We start from the raw sequence: 19,737 nt of genomic DNA, 5'->3' as shown, positions 1-19,737 counted from the left end.
TCTCTGACGGACGAATAGAGTGCGGGTTAAAGGTCATCATTGCGGCCTGGTGGTCAGCCGATTTGACAGGCACGAAACGCATTGTTTTTCGTGCCACAAGATAGCGCGGCGATCAGGATGAGACGAATCTCACCGTGATTGCCGCCGCGCATGCCACAGCCTCTGACGCGTCGTTTGCGTCTGTCTTCCCGCGTTTCACGATCGCTATTACGTAGCTGGCGTGGATCAGGCGGACATAATGTCCAAGCTCTGCGATACAACGCGCCCAATGGTGCGATGTGCCACAAGCCTCCATCCCAACGACTCAGGGCGGCTGCCCCGCAAAGAAGCCCAATACTTCAGAGCGTTTGAGCTTGCGATTGAAAATCGGATCGCAGCGGCAAGTGCCGAGCAATCGAAAGCGGTGGAGTGCCGGATCGACGAAATGGATAGCAGATGCGCACCAAGATTGCGCCGCGCCGCAGCGCCGGTCGCGAGCATGCCCCAACATGGCCACGTCCGGTCGATCGGGCTTGACCTGCCACTGAGGATCCGTTTCCGACACCTGGTTGCACGACGAGTCTACGCCCCCGTTAAAAAAGGGTGTGAAGTACGGGCTCGAAACGATCATCGGGTGGGTAGACCACTCCCGATGGGGGGCCTCGAAGCAGGAGAGCGAACCTACCACGAAGGCGAGCAATTCATTGGGCATACGTTGAAAGATTGATCGTTTTCGCCGGCCGAAAATTGGACGAGACTACAGATGCGGAGGCGAGGAGGACACGTGTGATCGACCCATCAAACCAGCGGACCAACCGAACCACTTTTGAACAGGATGCCGAAATAGACACCACCAAACATCGAGCGGATAAAAATATTGAGGACGCGCTTCTTGGAGCGATGCTCCACTGCGAAGGACGTGGCGATTACCCAACGCTTCGCGGACATGTGCGCTATCACGGCATGCTTTTAGCTGCCAGCCAGGACACTCGGATTCTTAACAGCTTCGTCATGCTCCTAGTCCGTGCTATTGAGCCTTGGAACTACGAAGCAAAGTACGGCGAGGGATCGCTGCTCAGCCGCACCTCATCCGCAAACATCGAGTGGGGGGTCTTGGATGCGGAGGAAAGCCCCAGTCAAAGCTGATCGAACTTTTTCGCTTTATGCACGGCGAAGTCGACCGCAGCCTTCTCATCATCAAATCTGATATCCCATAGCAGACTGGTCGGCCCCATCACCAAATACTGAGGCTTGGATCTCACCTTTAACACTGCATGGCTCTTGCTTATCCCGACCTCGAGGACGACTTCTGTGTCGAGAGGGACGTCTGGGAGGGGGTGTCCGGCAAGGTGCTTCGGGTTCCGGATGAACCATCTTCTCATTTCCCGATAATCGATGAAGCTCGAGTCGTAGAGTGAGCCGTTGATGAAAAGCCGGAGATGGTTACCACCCCGCTGTGGCATTCTATAGAGGTCAATTGGCATGGCTGCTCCTTTAACCGACCCCTTAAGGTCAAAGTATTGAAGATTGATTGCTTGGCTACCGCATTGCCGATGCTGACTGGGTCTACTACCAACGTGCGCTAATCATGACCTGTGGGCCCATTCGCGCATTCCGATGGACATGATCTTCCACGGCTGATCAATGAGCTGTTCCAGGCGCGGCAGCAGTGATCGACGATGTCGTCGTAGTCCGTGAAGATGCGGTTCGACAACCAGTTGTCCCGCATGAACTGCCAGAGGTTCTCGACTGGGTTCAATTCCGGCGACCGCGGTGGCAGGAACATCAAGGTGATGTTGTCCGGCACCTTCAGCTTCGGCGTGACGTGCCAGCCGGCCTGGTCGAGAATGAGCACGGCGTGCGCACCGGGATCGACGGCGTTGCTGATTTCGGCAAGGTGCTCCTGCATCGCCTCGGTGTCGCAATAGGGAAGGACGAGGCCAGCCCCCTTGCCCTTTTTCGGGCAGATCGCACCGAAGATGTAGGCCCACATGGTGCGCTGATCATGCGGGGCAGACGGTCGGGTTCCTCGCCGCGCCCATCGCCGAGTGATCTTGTTCTTCTGGCCTATTCTGGCTTCGTCGGCCCACCAGATTTCGAGATCCGTACCGGGCGGGCATTTTGCCCGGATATCTGCCAGCGCGGTTGGGAAGTCTTTTTAAAAAGCTCGCCCTCCAGTTCGTTCTGGGCGTAGTGGCGCGGACGGGCGGAAAGCTTGGCAAAGCCCAGCGCCTTCAACTCCCGACCGATCGTCGTCTCGTCGACGGATATTCTGAATTCCTGGAAGAGCCACTGCACGAGGTCTTTTCTGCGCCAGCGCACGACGCCGTGCACGGCAGGGATCGGGCCGCTTTCGACAATCTTCGAAAGCGCCTGGCGCTGCGCATCGTTCAACTTCGCCCGGCTGCCCGGCGCTTTCCCATTGATCAAACCATCGGGGCCGCGTTCGTTGAAGCGCATGACCCAATCGCGGACGATCTGCACCGTCACGCCGCCGATCTCGGATGCATACTGCCGCGAGCCGCCATCATAAATCGAAGCCAGCGCCAACAGCCGCCGAACCTGGGCCGCATCCTTTGCCTCCTTCGCCAGCCGCCTCAGCGCAGGCCCGTCAAAGTCTCCACGCAACGAAATCGCTCTCGTCATGCCAAATCTCCGTTTGACACAATGAGTCAGAAATCAGCCGATTTGGGAATCCCAAACGAGTCGCAATCAGCGCTCGCTGGTATAACGAGCGCGATGGCAATTGGCAGCAATGCCCCACGGCCTAGGGAGGTATTTCGACCTGTGTGCGACGCAAAGCCAGTAACTGAATTAAGAGCTTGCCCGGATCACCGAATTGAGACGATCCTTGATCAATAGAATTCACCGGCCGGAGCGTAGACATGGACAGCAATCCCTTTTTGATAGACCGAGATGCCCCAAAAGTGGAGGCCGAGGGTATCCGGCCGCTCATCTGGCAAGAACGCAAGATCTTGTTTCAGGACGCTGTCGCGATTTGCGGCCATTGGTCGGACGACGACAAGGAGGTCCTCTACTTGTCGCGCGGCGGTCAAGTTCTCCGCGAAACCAGGGCCGAATGCTACGTCTGCGATCCAGAATACGCGTACGAATTACTTGCCGATTTCGCGGACGACGAGACGCTAGAGCTTCTGATGCAGGCAGGCGCCTTCAGCGGCGCACGAATCCCAGATCGAACAGACCGGAACAACAACCACTCGGCACAGGGCGACCTTTTTGTTTGATGACTAGAGCATTTCCCTTTCATGCTGGATCGTATCCGCATGAGTTGAAGTAGTTTCTGCATTCTTTTGGCGCGACGAGATGGACGAGCTTGCCAATCATGCCCCACAGACCAGACACGGTCCGCTCAGCCGCCTTCCTCAGATGTGCCTTGAGCTTGGAGAAGGCCTTTTCGATGGGGTTGAAGTCGGGACTGTAGGGCGGCAGGAACACCATCGTTGCGCCCGCCGCTTCGATTAACGCTCTTGCTGCTGGCCGTTTGTGGCTGGAAAGATTGTCGAGGATCACGACGTCACCGGGTTTCAATGTCGGGACCAGGACCTGAGCGACATAGGCCTCGAACCACTCGCCATTGATCGGACCGTCGATGACCAAAGGCGCGACCATTCCGGTGTTTCGTAGACCGGCGACAAGCGTCGTCGTCTTGCGATGGCCATGCGGGAAACCCATCCGCAGCCGCTCACCTCTGGTGCATCTTCCATGAGTGCGGGCCATGTTGGTCGCGGTCCATGTTTCGTCGATGAACACGAGCCGCGACGGATCAAGATCAAGTTGCTCGTCGAACCACCGCTGACGGAGTTCCAAGACGTCTGGGCGTGCTTGCTCTATCGCGTGGCCAGTCTTTTTTTGCGCGTCTGATTGTGCCGGACAAGGAAACGGTGCAGCGCCGACTTGCTGATGGCGATGCCCTGAGCTGCAAGGGCATCACGAAGTTCGAACAAGGTGCCGTCCCGGTGTTCCTCAAGCCACGACATGATCGCGTCGGCGTTGGCTTCGGTTTTGTACGAATGACGGTCTCCACCCAGCGGACCCGGTCGAACATGGCCCTGACGGACTTGCAGGTTTCGCCACCGGCTCACGCTGGCCGCACTGACGCCAAAGCGCTCGGCAGCCTCCCGGTGCGACGCTCCGGCTGAGACGGCGGCAAGAACACGTGCGCGAAGATCAACGGAAAGGGCTTTCGACTTTATCTGCCGACCTCCATCGGCAGAAAGTTTGAATCAGAACCCATCTGATTTGCAAAGCCCAAATGATTCAATCAGTCAGGGAAACGCTCTAGCGCGGCGCCGACGGCGGCCAGATTTTACATGACCCGTTTCCCGCCTCACAAGTAAAGACTCTGAGTGTAATCCGAATACGACCCAATGGTTGAAATAAACGTGAAAAGCGTGAAGAATTACAGCGATACACTTCTGAGAAAAATAAGCGCCATAGAAGGTATATACGACGCTCGAAGTATATTTGCTATGGATACGCTCAAGGCCAAAGCGGCATTTCCTCTGAAAGAATAGGCTAGCGTTCCACGGGCTCATACCACGGCGAAAACTCTCCCGGAAGTAGTAACAATCGCTCCTGCTGGGTTACGCCCGCGTTGCCGGGAGACCCTTCGAATTCGCCGAAGTGGGTTGGGCGGCGCTCATGCTGTATCTCGCAAGCGGACTACCGCGCGCCCTCTTGTAGAGGGCGGCCGAACGTCTTGCCGTTCAGAGCCAACACTCAATCAGCTTCGCACTGGCTGCTGCCTCGCGCCAACAACAAAGGCCTGCGGTAAGAGGCGTGAGCCCGCGGAAGGCTTGCGGCCAGCCAACCATAATCCAGATTGATATCTTATCACCATCCGCCGTCGTGATACTCTAGCGCATCAACTTAAAGGTGACGGCGCGATGACGGATGGCGACATAGGGGGGGGGGGGGACGGCTGATCGAGACTATCGAGTAGCCGATTATGTTATTTTTTTTGTTGCGGTGCTGTTTCTTCTTGGAATTCTGGCGGCCGGCTTCAGACAAACTGAAATTCAGACCAATATATTGTACTTAGTCGTTCTCTCATTGTCCTGTTCCATGGTTTTCGCATTTCTCCCCTACGACGCCAGATTCGAATACAAAACTGTATTCAGGGCTGGAGGTACCGCCGCAATCTTTGGATTTTGCCTGTTCATGACCATGGCGTTCACGGAAAAAGACTATCTCAAGAACAAGCTTAGTGCTGATTCCCAGATAACTTCACTGAAAGAAATCATAGACGCCAAGGATCAAGAGCTCGAAACCCTCAGAATCATGATAAGTAAAAATGGTTCCGCCTCGGAGGAGAGTGCTGCTCGGGCAAGCACCGCAAAGGATTTGGTTCGACAGATTGAACTATTGCTGCAGTCAATGCATGCCGACCTAAACGAAGGCCTTCAATATTCTTCGGCGGCCCGCGACAATTCGAGCGACGCCGCTACATGTTCTATGCGGGGTTCCCAAAGCTTGGCGGCCCTGTCGCGGGCGGCCCCGCGCATAGAAGCGGTGCAATCAAGTCTGGCTTCTTTGGCCAACACCTGCCGTTGACATCCGCGATGCATATAGCTGTCGAAGGAAACTCAGAACCAGATCTCCACGTCCCCGACGCATCCAACGAGGCTTGACGCGGGGGATCAAGCGAGCCTGGAGCTGGAGACCCAGACGACCTGAGACAAGCTATGCCCTGTATTGGCCGCGCACGCCCAGGTCGAGCAGGCGGTTCCACGCTTCTAACGAATCTTGCAAAAGGTCGATGTCGACGGCACCCTCTATTGATCCATGCTGTCGCAGCGCCTTGAGCAAACCTGCAAGGTCACCCGCTTCATTCGCGCGCTTCGCGATTTCGATTCCATCGATGGGAAAACTGGCCCGGGAGGACAACAACGCCCATGCCCGGTAATGCAGGCTCTTGGGTGGTTCGTGGCGTTCAAAGAGAGCTCGTATCGAGGCAACGACATCGCGCTGAGACAATTCCGATTGAACCGCGTATCCGACCGGGACAATCCAATCGTCGTGTCGCGCATTGAAAAACGCCCGCAACTGTCCACCGGCAGGCTCCCAGTAATGCAGATCCCGCACAAGCCCCTGGGAGAGATGAGGCACCACTAGCGATTCTGCTCGAAACGGCATGGATTGAATCGAGTGCGACGATACTTCACCTATAAGCCGTTGCTCGCCCTCTTCGAGGAAAAAACGATCTCGGAAGCTGTTGTCAGCGAGCAGTTCCTGAAGAGCCGAGGCCTCACCGCCTGAAAGCGTTGCGGTCCGTCCGGGCTGTTGGGCATTAAATTCCGCCCATCTCTGGATCAGAATTGGGAAGCTTCCTTGCGCCACCGACAAGGCTGACCTTATCGCGCCGAGGCTTGCAGGCTTGTCTGATATCCTTTCAGGTGGCATTCGCGCGAGATCCGCGTCGGAGGTTAAGAACAGGTCGGGCTCGAACGCATAGAGATAGGGAAGCAAGTATGCGCTCACGCGCCAGGCATCTCCTCCCAGCGACGGTTGAAACTCCGATACGAGAGCTCTCGTCAAATCCTGTTGTTCCGCCTTAGCTCGCCGCGCGAGATAGAATGCTAGCACGACGGCATCCCGGGTTTCGGATGGCAACAGCAACTCAGCCTTCTGAAGCTTCGACCATGCGCCCGTTTTGATAAGAACCGTTTGCCTGGTGACTAGTTCGTCGCGTCCCATGCGAGATACAGAGACAGGCGCTTTGCGAAACGCGGAAAGGATCAAATGCGCTTTGGCATCGTCTAAAGAGCAGACACCCGCCCCAGCTCGTCGCAGATGCGAGTATCCGAGCTCGGGTGGGAGGGCCTCGAATGCCCGACGCTGCATCAAGGGGCCTCTCCGGCTGCGGAGATAGGTATAGGTCAAACGGGCGTAGGGCATGCTTTTGGGATGCCAATCCGACTCGAAGTCTTCCGCTGCGGGAGCTAGAAGATTAAAATCGCGGCCATCGATCTCGTCGCTCAGGAAGTCTGGATGCTCCCCGCTGAGAAGCCGATAGTAGCTCGACTCCACTGTGTCGCCGGCTGATCGATAGTAATCTCTCAGCGAATGCGTCAGCCGACCGAAGGTCTCCTTGTCGTGCGCTTGCATGAACGGCAGAGTGCGGGCACGCAAATCCGCTCGATGCACAAGGGCGTCTCCGTCCCGCTCCACCATCCAAACTTCACGTGCCAGTTTTTCGAAGGCCGAATCTACCCTCGCACCCGCGAGGCCCGTGACGGGCGCGATCACGTTATTGAGGACATCGCGGGTGATGCGACGCGCAACCAGGCCAGGCCAGGCCAAGGCTCGCGCATCCTTGTCACGGACATGTCGGACAATGCGGCGAACGTATAGCCGCCCGACCAGATCCTTGTTTGCAGTGGCGCCAAGTTCGGCTATCTCCCTAACCAAGCCCTCGCGCTCGGCTGGAGCGGCGTCTCGTAGTAATTCCAGGGCAACCCTGAGAGTCAAAGGCACGCGGCGCTCTTTTGGGTCACGGTCCCCACCGACCAGCATGGCGGTCCAACCTTCGTTCCAGTCCTCAGCCATGAGTGCGCGACCAAGTCGATTCACCATCTCTCGGGCATCCGTAGCGTTCAAAGCGTCCAGTTCGATCTTGTCGGAGCCGATATCCAATCCCGGGATCTGATTTAGCTCAGTTATCTCAGCTCTGCCGGCGGCCACAATTCGCAGCTCAGGAAAGGGCCGTTCGCATAGCCGCCGCAGGAACTGAACGATTCCGCTGATCGCCTCCGGATCCGATTGCACCATTTCCATAGTATCGAGAACTACGAGTGCCACGCCCGACCGGCTGGACCTCGCCGCTTCCCGTAGAAGGTCCCCGAACTCAATGTATGGATCAGACAACGAATCTCTCGTGGTCATCACCACAGTCGCCTGGCTAGGTGGCTCGATCTCATCGTAAACACGATCTCGATCATTCAGATCGCTCCGAAGGCGCCGCCGGATCATCGACATCGATTCGGACAGCGACGGAAACTCCAGAGAGATTTGGCGGGCAGCCTCTATTAGCAGTTGGCTCGGTTCGCGGGGCTGAAGCGATGCTCTGTCAAAGTCAAAATAGATGAAGGGGATAGCGGATTCGGGCTGCAGAAAGTGGTCGAGAGCGAACTTGGCGACCAGGGTAGACTTTCCGAGACCCCCGCCCGCAACCAAAGTGAGCCCACGCGCGTTCGTCTCACCCGTGAGCGTTGCGACCGAACGCCCGAGGCGTTTGACACCCCGCGAGACCGCCTCATAGACCGTGCGGGACCCTAGGACATCGACGAAGGTCCTCAGCCGACGCATCTCGTCCGCTCTACCCACAAAGCGATCCTGCCCTCGAGCATCCTGACCGACTAGGATTTCGAGGGGCTGGCGAAGCTCAGCCAGACTGAGCCGCCTTTCGACTTCAGCCTCGTCCGGGATCGTCGGATTGAATTCTCGACAGGCTGACAGGGACGAAACTGCTGCGGTCACCGCCCGCAAGTGACGTACGTTCAACGCATCTAAATGCAACTCCGCTCCGCGCAGAATCTGGCGCAGCCACGCAGAAGCAAGCGGGACGTCGAGGCCCGCGTCGGGCGAACTCGTCGCCAGCAGATCCAAATCGTCAGCTGCGTGTTCGCCCAACAGGGTGTCCAGGACACTTTCTGTCGCCGATCTCAATATCTCCGCACGACCCTTGTCTTTCAATTTCAACCAACGCGCCCCGTCGATCGTCACTGCCTCGGAATGCTCGACGAGCGAACGGTCTCGTTCGCCGGTGGTTGGCTGCGCGTACGAGACTGCAGCTTCAATCGTGGCGGGACCAGGCACGTCGATAGCCGAGGGCCGCGCATCGGCGAGGTTCTCAGACACCCACTCGTCGAGCCCGGCCAGGGCATCGCTTCCACCTGCATCGGCAAGCAGTGTCCTCAACTTCGAGTTTGACGACAATTGCTGGACGAGATCTTTGGGGCTCACCATTTGCTTTGTCCCTCTCACGGCAGGAACGTTCTGATGATCTTGGCCCCAAACGTCTGGAGCTGTCGTAAGCGCATCGGCGCTGCGCCCGGCGTCTCATCAAGCGTCTCAAGAAGAATCTGGACTGCTTCTCGCCATGCCGTTAGCTTGCCGTCGGCAACAGAAACTCCGCGCGATGCCCACGCAGCAGCTAGGAGCCGGTCGGTGTCGTCCACTGTTACACTGGTGTATCTGAGTTGCTCGAGTGTGACATCCCCTGTCTGAATGAAGTCTGGCCGATATCCGAGAAAGAGCCACCGCAAACGCCTCAGCGAGGAAGGAACGTCGGCTTCGTTCTGCGCGGTACCCGCAAGCCCGGCAATGAGATCAACAATTTCGGCCGGAAGTTTGGTGTTGGTTATTCGATTGAATGCAATCCAGCCGACTTTCCATCCGCGGTCGACTAGGATCGGCTCGGGGCTGTCCGCCTCTTCGTTCAGCTGCGCTGAAACAGGCAAACCGCTGCCAATCAGACGTTCCCGTTGTTCGATGGCGTCTTGACGGAGATCGAATATCTTCGGTCGATATTCCTCCAGAACCCCGGCGAACCACCCCGGAACGGTTTCAGACGCCCAGCGTTTCAATTTGTCGCCGTCGGGCGCACCGGACGGCAACAGCACATTCGGCCGTTCCGGAATCTCTCTCAATCGCATTGCGGGCACGCCAAGATGATCGGCAAGCACCCTTATCATGTCTTCGACTCTGGCTGGCAGCATTTCGTCCGACGTCCCGAACGCGACCAGTCTCTGGTCGGTTTCACCCAGGATCACTCGTCGCAGTATCTCAATGGAAAATGACTTCCCCACTCCCTCATCCGGGGCATCGGCGGCGTACAATCTGTCGGAGCGACGAGTCACTGGCTCTTGCCGGGCTTTCTTGATCCACTGCAGGAAGACTGATCGTCCAAACAGCAGGCGTGGCCTTTCACCCTCAGGAGCCAGGTTCCATAGGCGTATCTCGGCGGGCTCGACGGTGCTTCGTTCAGGAATCGCGATCCGGGCTTGCACCTCCCCTAGGATTGCTGAAATCGGTATGCCTTGGTTGATCCGCAAGGGAACCAGTTCAGCATTGTGAACGCCGATCAGCGCTAGCTCCCGGCTGAGGCACGGTGCTCCAGATGTTCCGTCGTCTGTCTCCGTATCATACCAGAATCGAGGGGCGCTCAATTTTGTGAGGCGCCCGAAATCGAGTTGCTGTGGATCTCCGCCGGCATGCTGAACGATAATGACTCGGCTTTCGACGCCCAGAATGGGACTGTCTTTAGGTATCTCGATCCAGCCGCGCACAGGGCCTCCCCCTGCGGAAACGGCCTCGTTTCCAACAGGTGCCGCCAGCTGAACCAAGGCGAAATCCAAGTGCTCTCCCAAGATCTCCATGAGGCCATTTGCGTCAGTTGGCTCCTGCAAGCCATCGTCAGGGTAGTACGGGCTTCCATGCACGTACCACTTCTCCGCAAACGTGACTCTCCGATAGTGATCGGCCTGGGCTGCCGTTCCGGTGATTTTGGGCTCGTCGCGATAGTCGAAGTAGACTGCGTGACTCGTTTTCGGTTTCGAAGTGCCATCACCGTTGAGGATAGGTGCGATTACGTGGTGAGCCGTGAGAATCAGATCCGGGCCGACAAGAAATCCCGTGCCAAACCCGGTCTGTAGCCTCTGATCGGCGTCGAGATACTCTACGACGATACAACAAACGCGAGGCTCAATCTCTCGCACCAGCTTCTCGACAAGGCGAAGACGAATGAGATTGTCGCGTCTTTTGTGGAATGCTTCGAGGGTCTGAGGTTTCGAAATCGGTGCAAGCGCCCTCAGAAAATCCGGGCTCCAATAAACCTGCCGCACGAGCGTCTCTGCCAACATCGCCAAATGACCGGCCTGGTCGTAAGCCTCCACCACCGATCTCGACAAGGCGAACAACCTGCCACGCTGCTCGTCATACTTTGTCTTCTGCCATTCATCGAAGTTGGAGACCAGCCCGTGCCTGCGCACGATGAGCGCCAGCAGATCCTCTGGCACATACTGCGCGATCACCTGTGCCAGTTCATCGATCTGTTCAGCCGTGTGCGGCATCTCACTGCCCTGTGCCGGCGAAGAACCGGGCAAACCTTGGGTGGCGCATCACCGCCGCTGCCGACAGGGCCCGATTGCCATACTCAACGTCGCCCCAGTAGTGGAGACCGATAGCCCCTTCGGAAAGAAACGGCATCACGCATGCTCCCGAGTATCCTCCGATGGTCGAGGCATCATGCACCAGTGCTGTTTCGGTAGGTGGCTTCATCACTTTTCCGACGCTAACACGCTTTTTCTCGTCGGGGTCTCCGAACACCAACCGGACATCGTCCGGCACGTCCGCCATCAGCCCGGGATGCCCGACAACATAGATCTGATCCTCTTCTTTGACTTGCACGCGTCCAAACGCCAGGCACCGGGCCACGCGGCCTAAGGGTTCGACCTTTAGGACCGCCGCGTCGATCGGGTCGCTGTCCTCGGCAACCGACAAGATCTCTATAATCTTGTACGGAACTGCAGCCGTCGATTGGTTTTGGAAGGCGAAATCCAGAGTGACTTCGAGATCCTTGCGCAGCCGGGCCGAAAATGATCCTGGTACGCGACGCGCCAGTCGCACACCCATAAATGGTGGGAAGAGCACATGGCGGTTTGTAATCGCGAGATCGCGGGCGATGAGCCAAGCCGAGCCCTGCACCCACGTCATGCCGCCCGCTAACAAGTCAGTGACTTTGATCGCGGCAGTAGCCGCGCACGCTGACAGGATGGCCTGCCGGTAGGTGTCGACGACTGAGCGCCAGGTCGCGATACCCGATATGCCAACAAGGCTTGCGAGGTCATCGCCATCCAACGGAATTGCCGGGCGCTCCCGGGCATTGATGACAGACTCAATTGCGAGAACATCGTTTCGAGACAAGCTGTGACTCGGCGTTCCCTCACTTAAAGCCTGGACGGCTCGCTCTGCACGAGCGACTAGCGTCTTGGCGAGCGCATCCGCCACCTCGGTTTGGTTGACAGCTTCGGTCACGCCGTCCACAGACAGCCCACTTCCAAGCCGCGCCTTGAGGTTGGCGGCGATTGCCCGAGCATCATAGTCCCCAGGCAAACCGCCGGTGGCCCGCCCACCGCTTTCGTGAGCTGAGACCTGCCTGGCACCGCTCGCCGCGAAAAAGCGTAGTGCGCGACTTCCCGTAATCGATGGGTCCAAATCCTCGTTCATTTAGAACCCTCGATCAGCTGAAACGGTCACGAAATGAGCAGCGCGAGCACCAAGCGCCGCGCGCAATCCCGTAGACAAACCAATGGGAGGCATCGCCTCGGTTTTGGCCACAGGTGACCGGCCTGCGCGCAACATCTCGAACGCCGCGGCCGCGAGTTCAGGATAGTTCTGCGGATCCCTGAGCGCCGCTCCGGCTGCCTCGGCCGATCCGCCGCCGAAAACCCTATCCAGAAGCGACGTCAGCTGGTCCAGCATGCCTGATTTTCGGGCACCTGCAGCCTCCTTCAGAGCGGCTGCAGGATCCGCCTGAAGCACCGCCCCGGCATTGACAATTCCCGCCCCGTAGCGCTGGGTGTCGAAGCCGTTTGGCACCCGAGCTGTCCTTCGGATCACGGCCCGAAACATTTCCTGCAGCGTGGATCCCGCAGGTAGCAGAGAAATTAGGTTGTCGCGACCATGATGGGCCAGCCACAGCGCCGCGACGCCAGCCAGGTGCGCGGTTGCAAACGACGTACCCTGCCCGCCGCTGACCGCATTCGGGTTCGCTGCGTCGCGCGCATCCGCTCTCAAGACGAACTCCGCCGGGCCAGAAATTGCGACGCTGGGACCCCGCGAGGATCCGCGCCAAGGCCTGCTTGCTTCGTTGATCCCACCGACGGCAATCGTCTCCTCATATCTGGCAGGCCATACGACCTCGCCTACACAATTGCCGGCCGCAGCCAGGACGATGACGTTTGCCGCCACCGCCTTTTGAACCGCAGCGCGAAGAGCTTCGCTGAACACGCCCCCAAGACTCATTGTTATCACATCGGCGCCCTTCCGGCGGGCATGATCGATGGCCTGGGCAACGGGACTTTGGTCGAAAACAGCAACCGAGGTGATGCAACGAACGGGGACTAGCGTTGCTTCGGGCGCCACACCGCGCATCGTGCCCTCGATCGCGCTGACTACGACGCTGGCAGTCCCGGTCCCATGGCCGGGGTTGCTGCCGTCCTTCATCGTATCGAGAGGAGGCATTCCAGGCTCTACAAAATTCGCGGCATCGAGGTGCTTGTGAAGGCTGTCGCCAAGTTCGCCGTGATTGGCGACTACACCCGTGTCGGGTTGAAAAATGCGAATACCCTTCCCCTTGGACGGCTTTCCGGCATCGACCGAACGCTGCCACGCATCCGGTACGTTGGTCGTCGTAACTGCCCAATCCCGGTCGATCGGCGCGTCCTTTTTATCGCTGGCCCAACACCAGAACGCCAAGTTGCCGCTTTCCGGGCCTGCCTCCGCTTCGTGGTCCGGCGGTGGATCCGCACCATAGTAGTCGGACCCCAAATCAGGGTCGACGGACTTCGCCCCGGTAATCTCCCGGAGCGCTCTTGCGAGGTCAAACATGTCTGGTCGATCGATCCGGTCAACATTCGGAATGGTGACCAGCCGAAAAAGCTGGAGGTCGTCCTCGCCTTCGAAAAGGGGGGATACTCCAACCTCCAGCTTAAAGGCGTCTGAGATGCGCTTGCGTGTCGTCCCGTCGCCCGGCGGGGAACCCGCAAAGTTGAGTGTGAAGCGGACGGTATTCTCGACTTGCTTGACGCTCTGTTGGTTTCGCCACCCTTCAAGGATGGGAGCGAGGTCGTCAACCAGACTTGACAGCGCTGGCGAGGAGGGGTGTGTGGCTGTCAATAGTCCTTCGTCCGACTGCCCCTTTTGATCGCTCTCGCGCACCACCTCAGGAAACACGATTCCCGCCAGATCCTCGATCTCCCTGATGGACACCGTCTTGGATACCCAGGCGTCCGGGACCACGAACTCCCAGGGGACAGCTCGCAAATCTTGTTCAAGCAAGAATCCGAAGCTTCGTACTCTTCCGTTGGCAACCGCGCTGACCACCTTCCAGAACTTCGACGGGATCTGGACTTGCACCTGGCCATCTTCATCCACTCCTGTGAACAGCTCGTCGTTGTCGGAGAGTACCGGAGCGGAGAACACGCACAGACGTTCGGTTGCCGCCTGTTCCAGGATTAGGTTTTCAAGAGCGCCCCAATTGGTCTCCCTGGCGCGATTGAAACCCGCCACCTGCGGGGAGCAATTGGTGACATGAAACGTGTCTCCGTTCGCCGCTCGCACTTCCTCGTACGAACGGCCCCACGACACGTCTTCACGCCTTACTAAGTGCCCCTTGTCGAATGCCTTTCTGTCGCGTTCGAAGAACCGATCCGGCAATTGCCGCTGCGGTGCTACGCGCGGGTCCGTAAACCAGCGCTCCCGGTCGTTCTCCCGTAGCCCTCCAAGCCCATCTCGAGTGTAGTCCTTCGCCGGACGCGGTTCCGGTCGCTTTTCAGAAGGATTCGCATTCACGTTGGCCCCAGTGACAAGCGCGAGGCGCCTATCGGCATGCATGACGATCGAAAAGTGATGATAGCGCAACTCGACTTCGCCGTTATCGGCCCGAGCGACTAGAAGGTCGTTCTTCGCCTTCGGAAGGGGAATGTGGATACCGAGGAAATTGGCGTCGTATCCCGATCGCTTGGTGTACACGCGTTCGTGATAAGGCTCGACCATCGCTTCCGTGCCAGCTCGGGACCGACCCGCAGCAGCGGCGACCTGGTCCGGCGCGTTCGGTGCGCCTACCGCGTCCACACGGACGGCCTGCCCCGCTTCGATACTGATGCGGATCGGGATTTCGAGCGAAACGCGGGCGACGGGTTCCGCGCCAGCCGCACCATCCCTCCGGAAGGACCTTTGCGTGGCTTCCTCGAGCTCTTTCCACGCTCTGTCCGTGGCGCTAGCCCCCGTCGAAGGCGTGCCAGCGAAAACGACTCCCGCATCGACGACGCGCTTGTCGCGGCTGAGGTCGTAGGAAGAAACGGCGAAGTTGGCATCCAGGTAGCGTCCTCCAAAGTGGAGACCAACGACGTGGCCGGTCTCGGGATCGATTATTCCCGTACCGGAGTTCCCCCCGAGGGTAGAACTGTCATGCGTCATGGCAAGGACGTCGTGCTCGAAACTGTTGATCGATCTTCCTGACCGTACGATGCCAGGCTGCAGTCGTTTTACGTTGTAGATTCCACCGAACACCTTCTGTTGGACCGAGGCGGAATTCCTTGGATCAAAGGCCGGATACCCGACGGCGACGATGTCCCTGCCCCTAAGGTCGTCCATGTGAACGAGGCTCAATGGAATAGGCCGGCGGTGTGGACTGAGTCCTTCCACCGAAAGGAGCGCCATGTCCCAGTACGGGTGTATCAGGACGACCGCGCGAACGTCGAGGTAGTCGGGAGCGTCGTCTTCGTCTTCCCTGCGAAAATCGACGCCTGCACGCCGACCGGGGATGAAGCTCAGCCCTTTGTTTCCCAATCCTGCAGCGAAGATCTCCGCTACATGGCGGTTGGTCATCAGAAGGTTGTCGCCAACGACGAAACCGGTTCCCCCATATGGAAGACTGGGATGCTCAGGGAGTTCCACCCGCCCGACGGACGGGATCGCCTTCGAGATGACAGACTTGGTGGCTTCCTCGTTCAAATGCATCCATGCGTGATGATCGATTTTGTAGGTGCTGTTGTGAATGCGAACCGCTGGCCTGAGGTCCGGTATGATAATCGCCTCGACGTTGAATTGCTCATCGGCGCTCAGCGGCCTGCTGCGAGCCAGCTTTCGGATTGCTTCGGCCGCGAGGCTGCGACCGGACTCAGGACCATCATTGCGCTGAACGCCGGGCGCCGAGCCGGCAGCGATGGTTTCCACGTCGTCAGTGCCGCCGATCAATTCAAGGTAGGATTTTATTCGGTTCTCGCGATTCACCGTTTGCCCCCTCCTCGCCAGATCGCCCAGCCACGTGTGCAGGGCGGAATGCATGAACTTATCGCCACTACAGGTTCGGTTTTCGTCGCCCTTTTTCAGACGCAGCTAAATCGATTTGCGACGCGAGCATCTGCGCACAGCCCCCCCGCGACGCCCCACCGAGTGAAGCGCTTGAACCTTGCCAAGCTTGGAAAACAATACCTCTGACCTGCCCCGACTGTCTTTGCGCAGGCAGCCGGCCGAGCCTGCCTGGATAATTGCACATCCGGTGAATGCAATCCAGAGGAGAAGTAGGGCTGTCTGTTTTTCCAATCGCTTAAATTGCGCACGAATGCAGATGCAGAGGGGTGGACGGAGACGTCACGTGGTGATGGCACGGGTAGTCGAGCGTCTAGACGCCGGTTCATATGCTCCGTCGCGCAGGTAAGCTCGCATTCTCTACTTCGGGCATTTCCTTGATGGCGGACAGGCAGTTGGTGACTTCCGACGCTTCCGTCAACCTGGCGAAGTGAATGCGCTGGAGCGCCTCGTTGCTCGTGTCACGCTTAAGCGGGGCTGCGAGCTCGACTCCCGGGATACCTTGGATACGACTAAGGAGTCGGGCTCGTTGCTCGAGGCTGACACCTGCCCGAATTGTAAACATTATGTCAGTCATTGCCCTATGCCGACGATAAGCTGCTCCAAGTTCAAGCGACCATAACCGAAATCGGGCGTAAAGTCTTGACCACCCATCGCCGGGACTTTGTCGGCGCTCGCAGCCAATGCATTCCTTACGGCCGCCGCATTTCTGGTGCCGCCATTGGCAAGATAGTGCGCAACGGCGCCTGCAACATGAGGGGTTGCCATGGATGTGCCGGGCCAAGCGTCGTAATCTGTTTCGCGAACGTCAGCTTTGCCCTGCCTCCAGCCACCGTCTGGTCCGCGTTCAGCTCTCCAGCCCATCTGGCCGGGATAGGTCGGCAGCGTCGACCAGATTGCATCTCCTGGCGCAGCGATCGTTATATGATTCCCGCGATTGGAGAAGTTGGTCACGCGATCCTGCAGATTCGTTGCACCGACCGCGATCACGCCGGGAATGGCTGCTGGATAGGATATCGGACTGCCGTCGCGCCTCTCGTTTCCCATCGCCGCAACGATTGTTGTTCCGTTGGCGAGGAGAGCCTCGAACGCCGCGCTTTCCGTCGGATCGGGACGGCCTCCGCCGCCTATCGACAGGTTGATGACATCGACGCCTTCGTCGGCGCAATCGATGAGCGCACGAAGATACATCACGGGGTCGACTACGTAGGCATACTCCGCGGTACCGTCCGAATACTTCAGGAGGTCTGGTCGGTCGTCGAAGATTTTCCACGCGTGGATCGTGGCGCGCGATACTCCATTGATACCCAGGTCGTTGTTTATCGCTGCAGCGATGGTACCCGCCACATGAGTCCCATGACCGATGAGATCCTGTGCCGAGCTCGCTCCAGGAAGATCCGGGTGCTCATATGTGTAGCCTCCGATCTGATCGACGAGATCAGGGTGTTGGTGATCAATACCTGTGTCGAGAACTGCAACTCTGATGCTATCCGCCTCTTTGAAGCCGTGCAGGCCCCGTGCCTCGTTCCACTTGATCTTTTGGAGATTCCACATCGTGTTGGCTGACGGGGGCACGGCGGCAATTCTACCGCCGGGTGCCACAGGCGCCTTCTTTCTGAGCGACGACGAGGATCGGCTTGGAGACTTCGCTGTCAGATAGCGTGCGGGCACCCTCGCAACTGAGGCGACCGTCGGGTCTGCCGCAAGCGACAGCTGAAGTTGCCGCACGTCCGCGTCGCTCGCCAGTTCTATCAGGCTCGTGGCGCCACCGGGCGTCCGCTGGTCCAACGCAGCGTTGAGGTTCAATGTCGGTGCTGACCACCCGTCAACGTTCTCTCCCGCCACCCCTACGAGCTCCGGCATTGCTCCCCGCGCGATCGCCGGTCTCACAAGCATCCTGCTGGCATAATGTGGCGACTCCTTCGAAACGGGCGTCACTCTTTTGACTAGTCCGGCACGTTCAAAAAAAGCGAGGGCCTGGAGTCCTGCGCCAAGCGGCGCGCGTGCAACGGCTAGCGCAGACTCGAACGTTCGATGTTGCGGCTGCGGTTTCATTTGCACGAACAACATCGCATCGTGATAGACAGGAAGTCCGAAATGCTTGAACAACGGCCCCATCATTGCCTCCAACAATGTGTTTACGTTCGATGCGTTAAATCAGGAGTAGGCCCGAGTTGTTCTTCGGTCGGTCGAACGAGCGTATGCGCGCGAGCGGAACGCGCTCCGCTGGCGTGGTGGACTGCCGCTCCGGAGCTACTTTCAGAATTCACTAAAACACATAACTTCTACGCGAACAACTAGAAGTAACACCGGGAAACCAAGTAGGCTTTCCGAGGCATGCGAAGCCGCAACCGCAGACCGAATGTTGGACTATCGCCCGGTTGCCGACCGATGGCGTCCGCGCGCACGCCTAGCGGCGGGGACCGGTGCTGGCCAATTCGGGTTCCGGCGGCGGCGGCGGAGAGAGACGGGTAATCGCGAGTTTTGTCGCGGCGCGGAACAACCCCGGATCCAGGGAATGGCCTAGGGAACACACCGCCACGAGGTCCACCATGGACTTGGCTGTTTCCGTGTCTCCACCCGCCATGGCATGGAGAGCCGAGATTGCGTCCCCCGCGGAGGCGCAAAATGGACTTTGATCAGACACAAATGCAAAAGCCATCAGCGAGGGGAGATCATAGGCCCCCGCGAACGTGTTCACGTTCCAATCTTTCTGTGCAAGTTCGGACGGCTCAGTCCGTTTGCCTCGCTCATCACGCGGAAGGCGCGAATGTATCTCATCTGCAACCGACTGATAGGGTCGGAAGGTTATGGCCGGGCGGGCAGCCCCGCCATCTCCGGAATCTTGTCGCTGGAAAAAGCCGTAGAAGGCTGCGGCCTTTGCGTTCTAAGATTCGTAAATTGCCTCGCTTTGTCGCCGCGGTAGATGGAGGCTGTTCCGTCGTCGCTGTTTTTCATCTGAGCAACGAGGTAGCGGCAGCGAAGACCGTCGCCGAAGTTGCTGGTGATGATCAAAGCGAAATCGGCGCCTGTAGAGGTCTCCGGCTTCCTTCCGGCCATATCGAAGACTTCCATCTCAAAAACGGGATTCACATAACCGAGGGATGCCAGAGATAATGCGCCCTGGCCGCGCAGCTGGGCGCGCAGTTCCCAAAGCATAGCCGAAGTGAGTGAATCCTCCGACAGCTTGGAGATCAGCGCTTCTCTTACAAGTGCCTGCGATGCTGCAAATGCGCTCCAGTAGACGGCGTGAAGACTTTGCTGTCGATAGTGGTCCGGTTGTACGAGGACGTCATCCCGGTTCTTCCAACCGTCTTCGTTTGAATCGCCCCTGGCCCACTGGCACTCAACCGAGCGGGCGCTAATCGCCGAGCACGCGTTCGCCATTGACGCGTGTTTTGGCGTCACCGCATGCCCCCTTGCTAAGATGCGCGCGTCGCCCAGTAGCGATTTTGCCTCGAGCACCACGGCGGCACTCCCTTCGGGAGAAACCGGCTCCTGAAATGGATATCCTACGGTAATCCTCCCGTTTTTAACGGGGCGCTATTGTAGAATTCACGCGGCCATTTTCAGTTTCTGTGCGGGTGTGATGCCGCCGATGCCCATATTGGGGCGTTCGTTGTTATAGGTCCATAACCATTG

The 19,737-nt window shown here is 58.4% G+C and carries 13 protein-coding genes and 1 pseudogene; 3 read left to right on the top strand and 11 right to left on the bottom strand.

The genetic code is table 11. The features are described 5' to 3' along the window. Positions 1 to 304: 304 nt before the first annotated feature. Entirely contained in the window at positions 305 to 610 is a 306-nt protein-coding gene (locus IB279_RS34380; protein WP_192340836.1) for a hypothetical protein, read from the bottom strand. Between the two features lie 155 nt (positions 611 to 765). On the opposite strand from IB279_RS34380, the gene IB279_RS34375 reads away from it, so the two are divergent. Continuing rightward, complete coding sequence (locus tag IB279_RS34375; protein WP_192340834.1) at positions 766 to 1,125, top strand: hypothetical protein; 360 nt, start codon at positions 766 to 768, stop codon at positions 1,123 to 1,125. Here IB279_RS34375 and IB279_RS34370 read toward each other — a convergent pair. Both IB279_RS34370 and IB279_RS34365 read right to left on the bottom strand, forming a co-directional pair. After that, complete coding sequence (locus tag IB279_RS34370; protein ID WP_192340832.1) at positions 1,116 to 1,463, bottom strand: hypothetical protein; 348 nt, start codon at positions 1,461 to 1,463, stop codon at positions 1,116 to 1,118. The genes IB279_RS34375 and IB279_RS34370 overlap by 10 nt on opposite strands. 102 nt (positions 1,464 to 1,565) lie before the next feature. Beyond that, positions 1,566 to 2,625, bottom strand: a pseudogene (locus tag IB279_RS34365) (IS630 family transposase). 239 nt (positions 2,626 to 2,864) lie between these two features. On the opposite strand from IB279_RS34365, the gene IB279_RS34360 reads away from it, so the two are divergent. Continuing rightward, positions 2,865 to 3,224: a hypothetical protein gene (locus IB279_RS34360; RefSeq protein ID WP_192340830.1), complete on the top strand. Its 360-nt coding sequence runs from the start codon at positions 2,865 to 2,867 to the stop codon at positions 3,222 to 3,224. Positions 3,225 to 3,243: 19 nt separating this feature from the next. Here IB279_RS34360 and IB279_RS34355 read toward each other — a convergent pair. Next, positions 3,244 to 4,193, bottom strand: a protein-coding gene (locus tag IB279_RS34355; protein WP_192340871.1) for an IS630 family transposase whose coding sequence is annotated in 2 segments (ribosomal slippage) — positions 3,244 to 3,842 and positions 3,842 to 4,193 — 951 coding nt in all. Because the reading frame shifts where the segments join, the coding sequence is not laid out codon by codon here. 967 nt (positions 4,194 to 5,160) lie between these two features. Between IB279_RS34355 and IB279_RS34350 the strand changes: the two genes are divergently transcribed. Beyond that, the gene (locus tag IB279_RS34350; protein ID WP_192340828.1) at positions 5,161 to 5,553 is read left to right on the top strand and encodes a hypothetical protein; all 393 of its coding nucleotides are present in this window, start codon (positions 5,161 to 5,163) and stop codon (positions 5,551 to 5,553) included. 129 nt (positions 5,554 to 5,682) lie between these two features. Here IB279_RS34350 and IB279_RS34345 read toward each other — a convergent pair whose 3' ends face one another. From IB279_RS34345 to IB279_RS34320, 7 genes are all read right to left on the bottom strand, one after another. Continuing rightward, positions 5,683 to 8,967, bottom strand: coding sequence for a hypothetical protein (locus tag IB279_RS34345; protein WP_192340826.1), 3,285 nt, complete (start codon positions 8,965 to 8,967; stop codon positions 5,683 to 5,685). Positions 8,968 to 8,981: 14 nt separating this feature from the next. Further along, a complete protein-coding gene (locus IB279_RS34340; protein WP_192340823.1) occupies positions 8,982 to 11,072 on the bottom strand; it encodes a serine protease in 2,091 nt (696 codons plus the stop codon). A gap of 1 nt (position 11,073) precedes the next feature. Next, positions 11,074 to 12,228 carry a serine protease gene (locus IB279_RS34335; protein WP_192340821.1) on the bottom strand — a complete coding sequence of 385 codons (1,155 nt, stop codon included), beginning with the start codon at positions 12,226 to 12,228 and terminating at the stop codon, positions 11,074 to 11,076. Continuing rightward, positions 12,229 to 16,071, bottom strand: a complete 3,843-nt coding sequence (locus IB279_RS34330) for a DNA/RNA non-specific endonuclease (RefSeq protein WP_192340819.1) — start codon at positions 16,069 to 16,071, stop codon at positions 12,229 to 12,231. Positions 16,072 to 16,420: 349 nt separating this feature from the next. After that, positions 16,421 to 16,672 carry a hypothetical protein gene (locus tag IB279_RS37535; protein ID WP_246802240.1) on the bottom strand — a complete coding sequence of 84 codons (252 nt, stop codon included), beginning with the start codon at positions 16,670 to 16,672 and terminating at the stop codon, positions 16,421 to 16,423. Continuing rightward, complete coding sequence (locus IB279_RS34325; protein WP_192340818.1) at positions 16,669 to 18,213, bottom strand: S8 family serine peptidase; 1,545 nt, start codon at positions 18,211 to 18,213, stop codon at positions 16,669 to 16,671. Before IB279_RS34325 ends, IB279_RS37535 begins: the two co-directional genes overlap by 4 nt. Positions 18,214 to 18,903: 690 nt before the next feature. After that, positions 18,904 to 19,563 carry a hypothetical protein gene (locus IB279_RS34320; protein ID WP_192340817.1) on the bottom strand — a complete coding sequence of 220 codons (660 nt, stop codon included), beginning with the start codon at positions 19,561 to 19,563 and terminating at the stop codon, positions 18,904 to 18,906. Positions 19,564 to 19,737 lie beyond the last annotated feature (174 nt).

Origin of the sequence: Ensifer sp. ENS06, from assembly GCF_014852205.1 — a bacterium.
Lineage (GTDB): Bacteria > Pseudomonadota > Alphaproteobacteria > Rhizobiales > Rhizobiaceae > Ensifer > Ensifer adhaerens.
The sequence above is the reverse complement of the archived record's forward strand: the minus strand, read 5'-3'. Positions and strand labels throughout refer to the sequence as shown.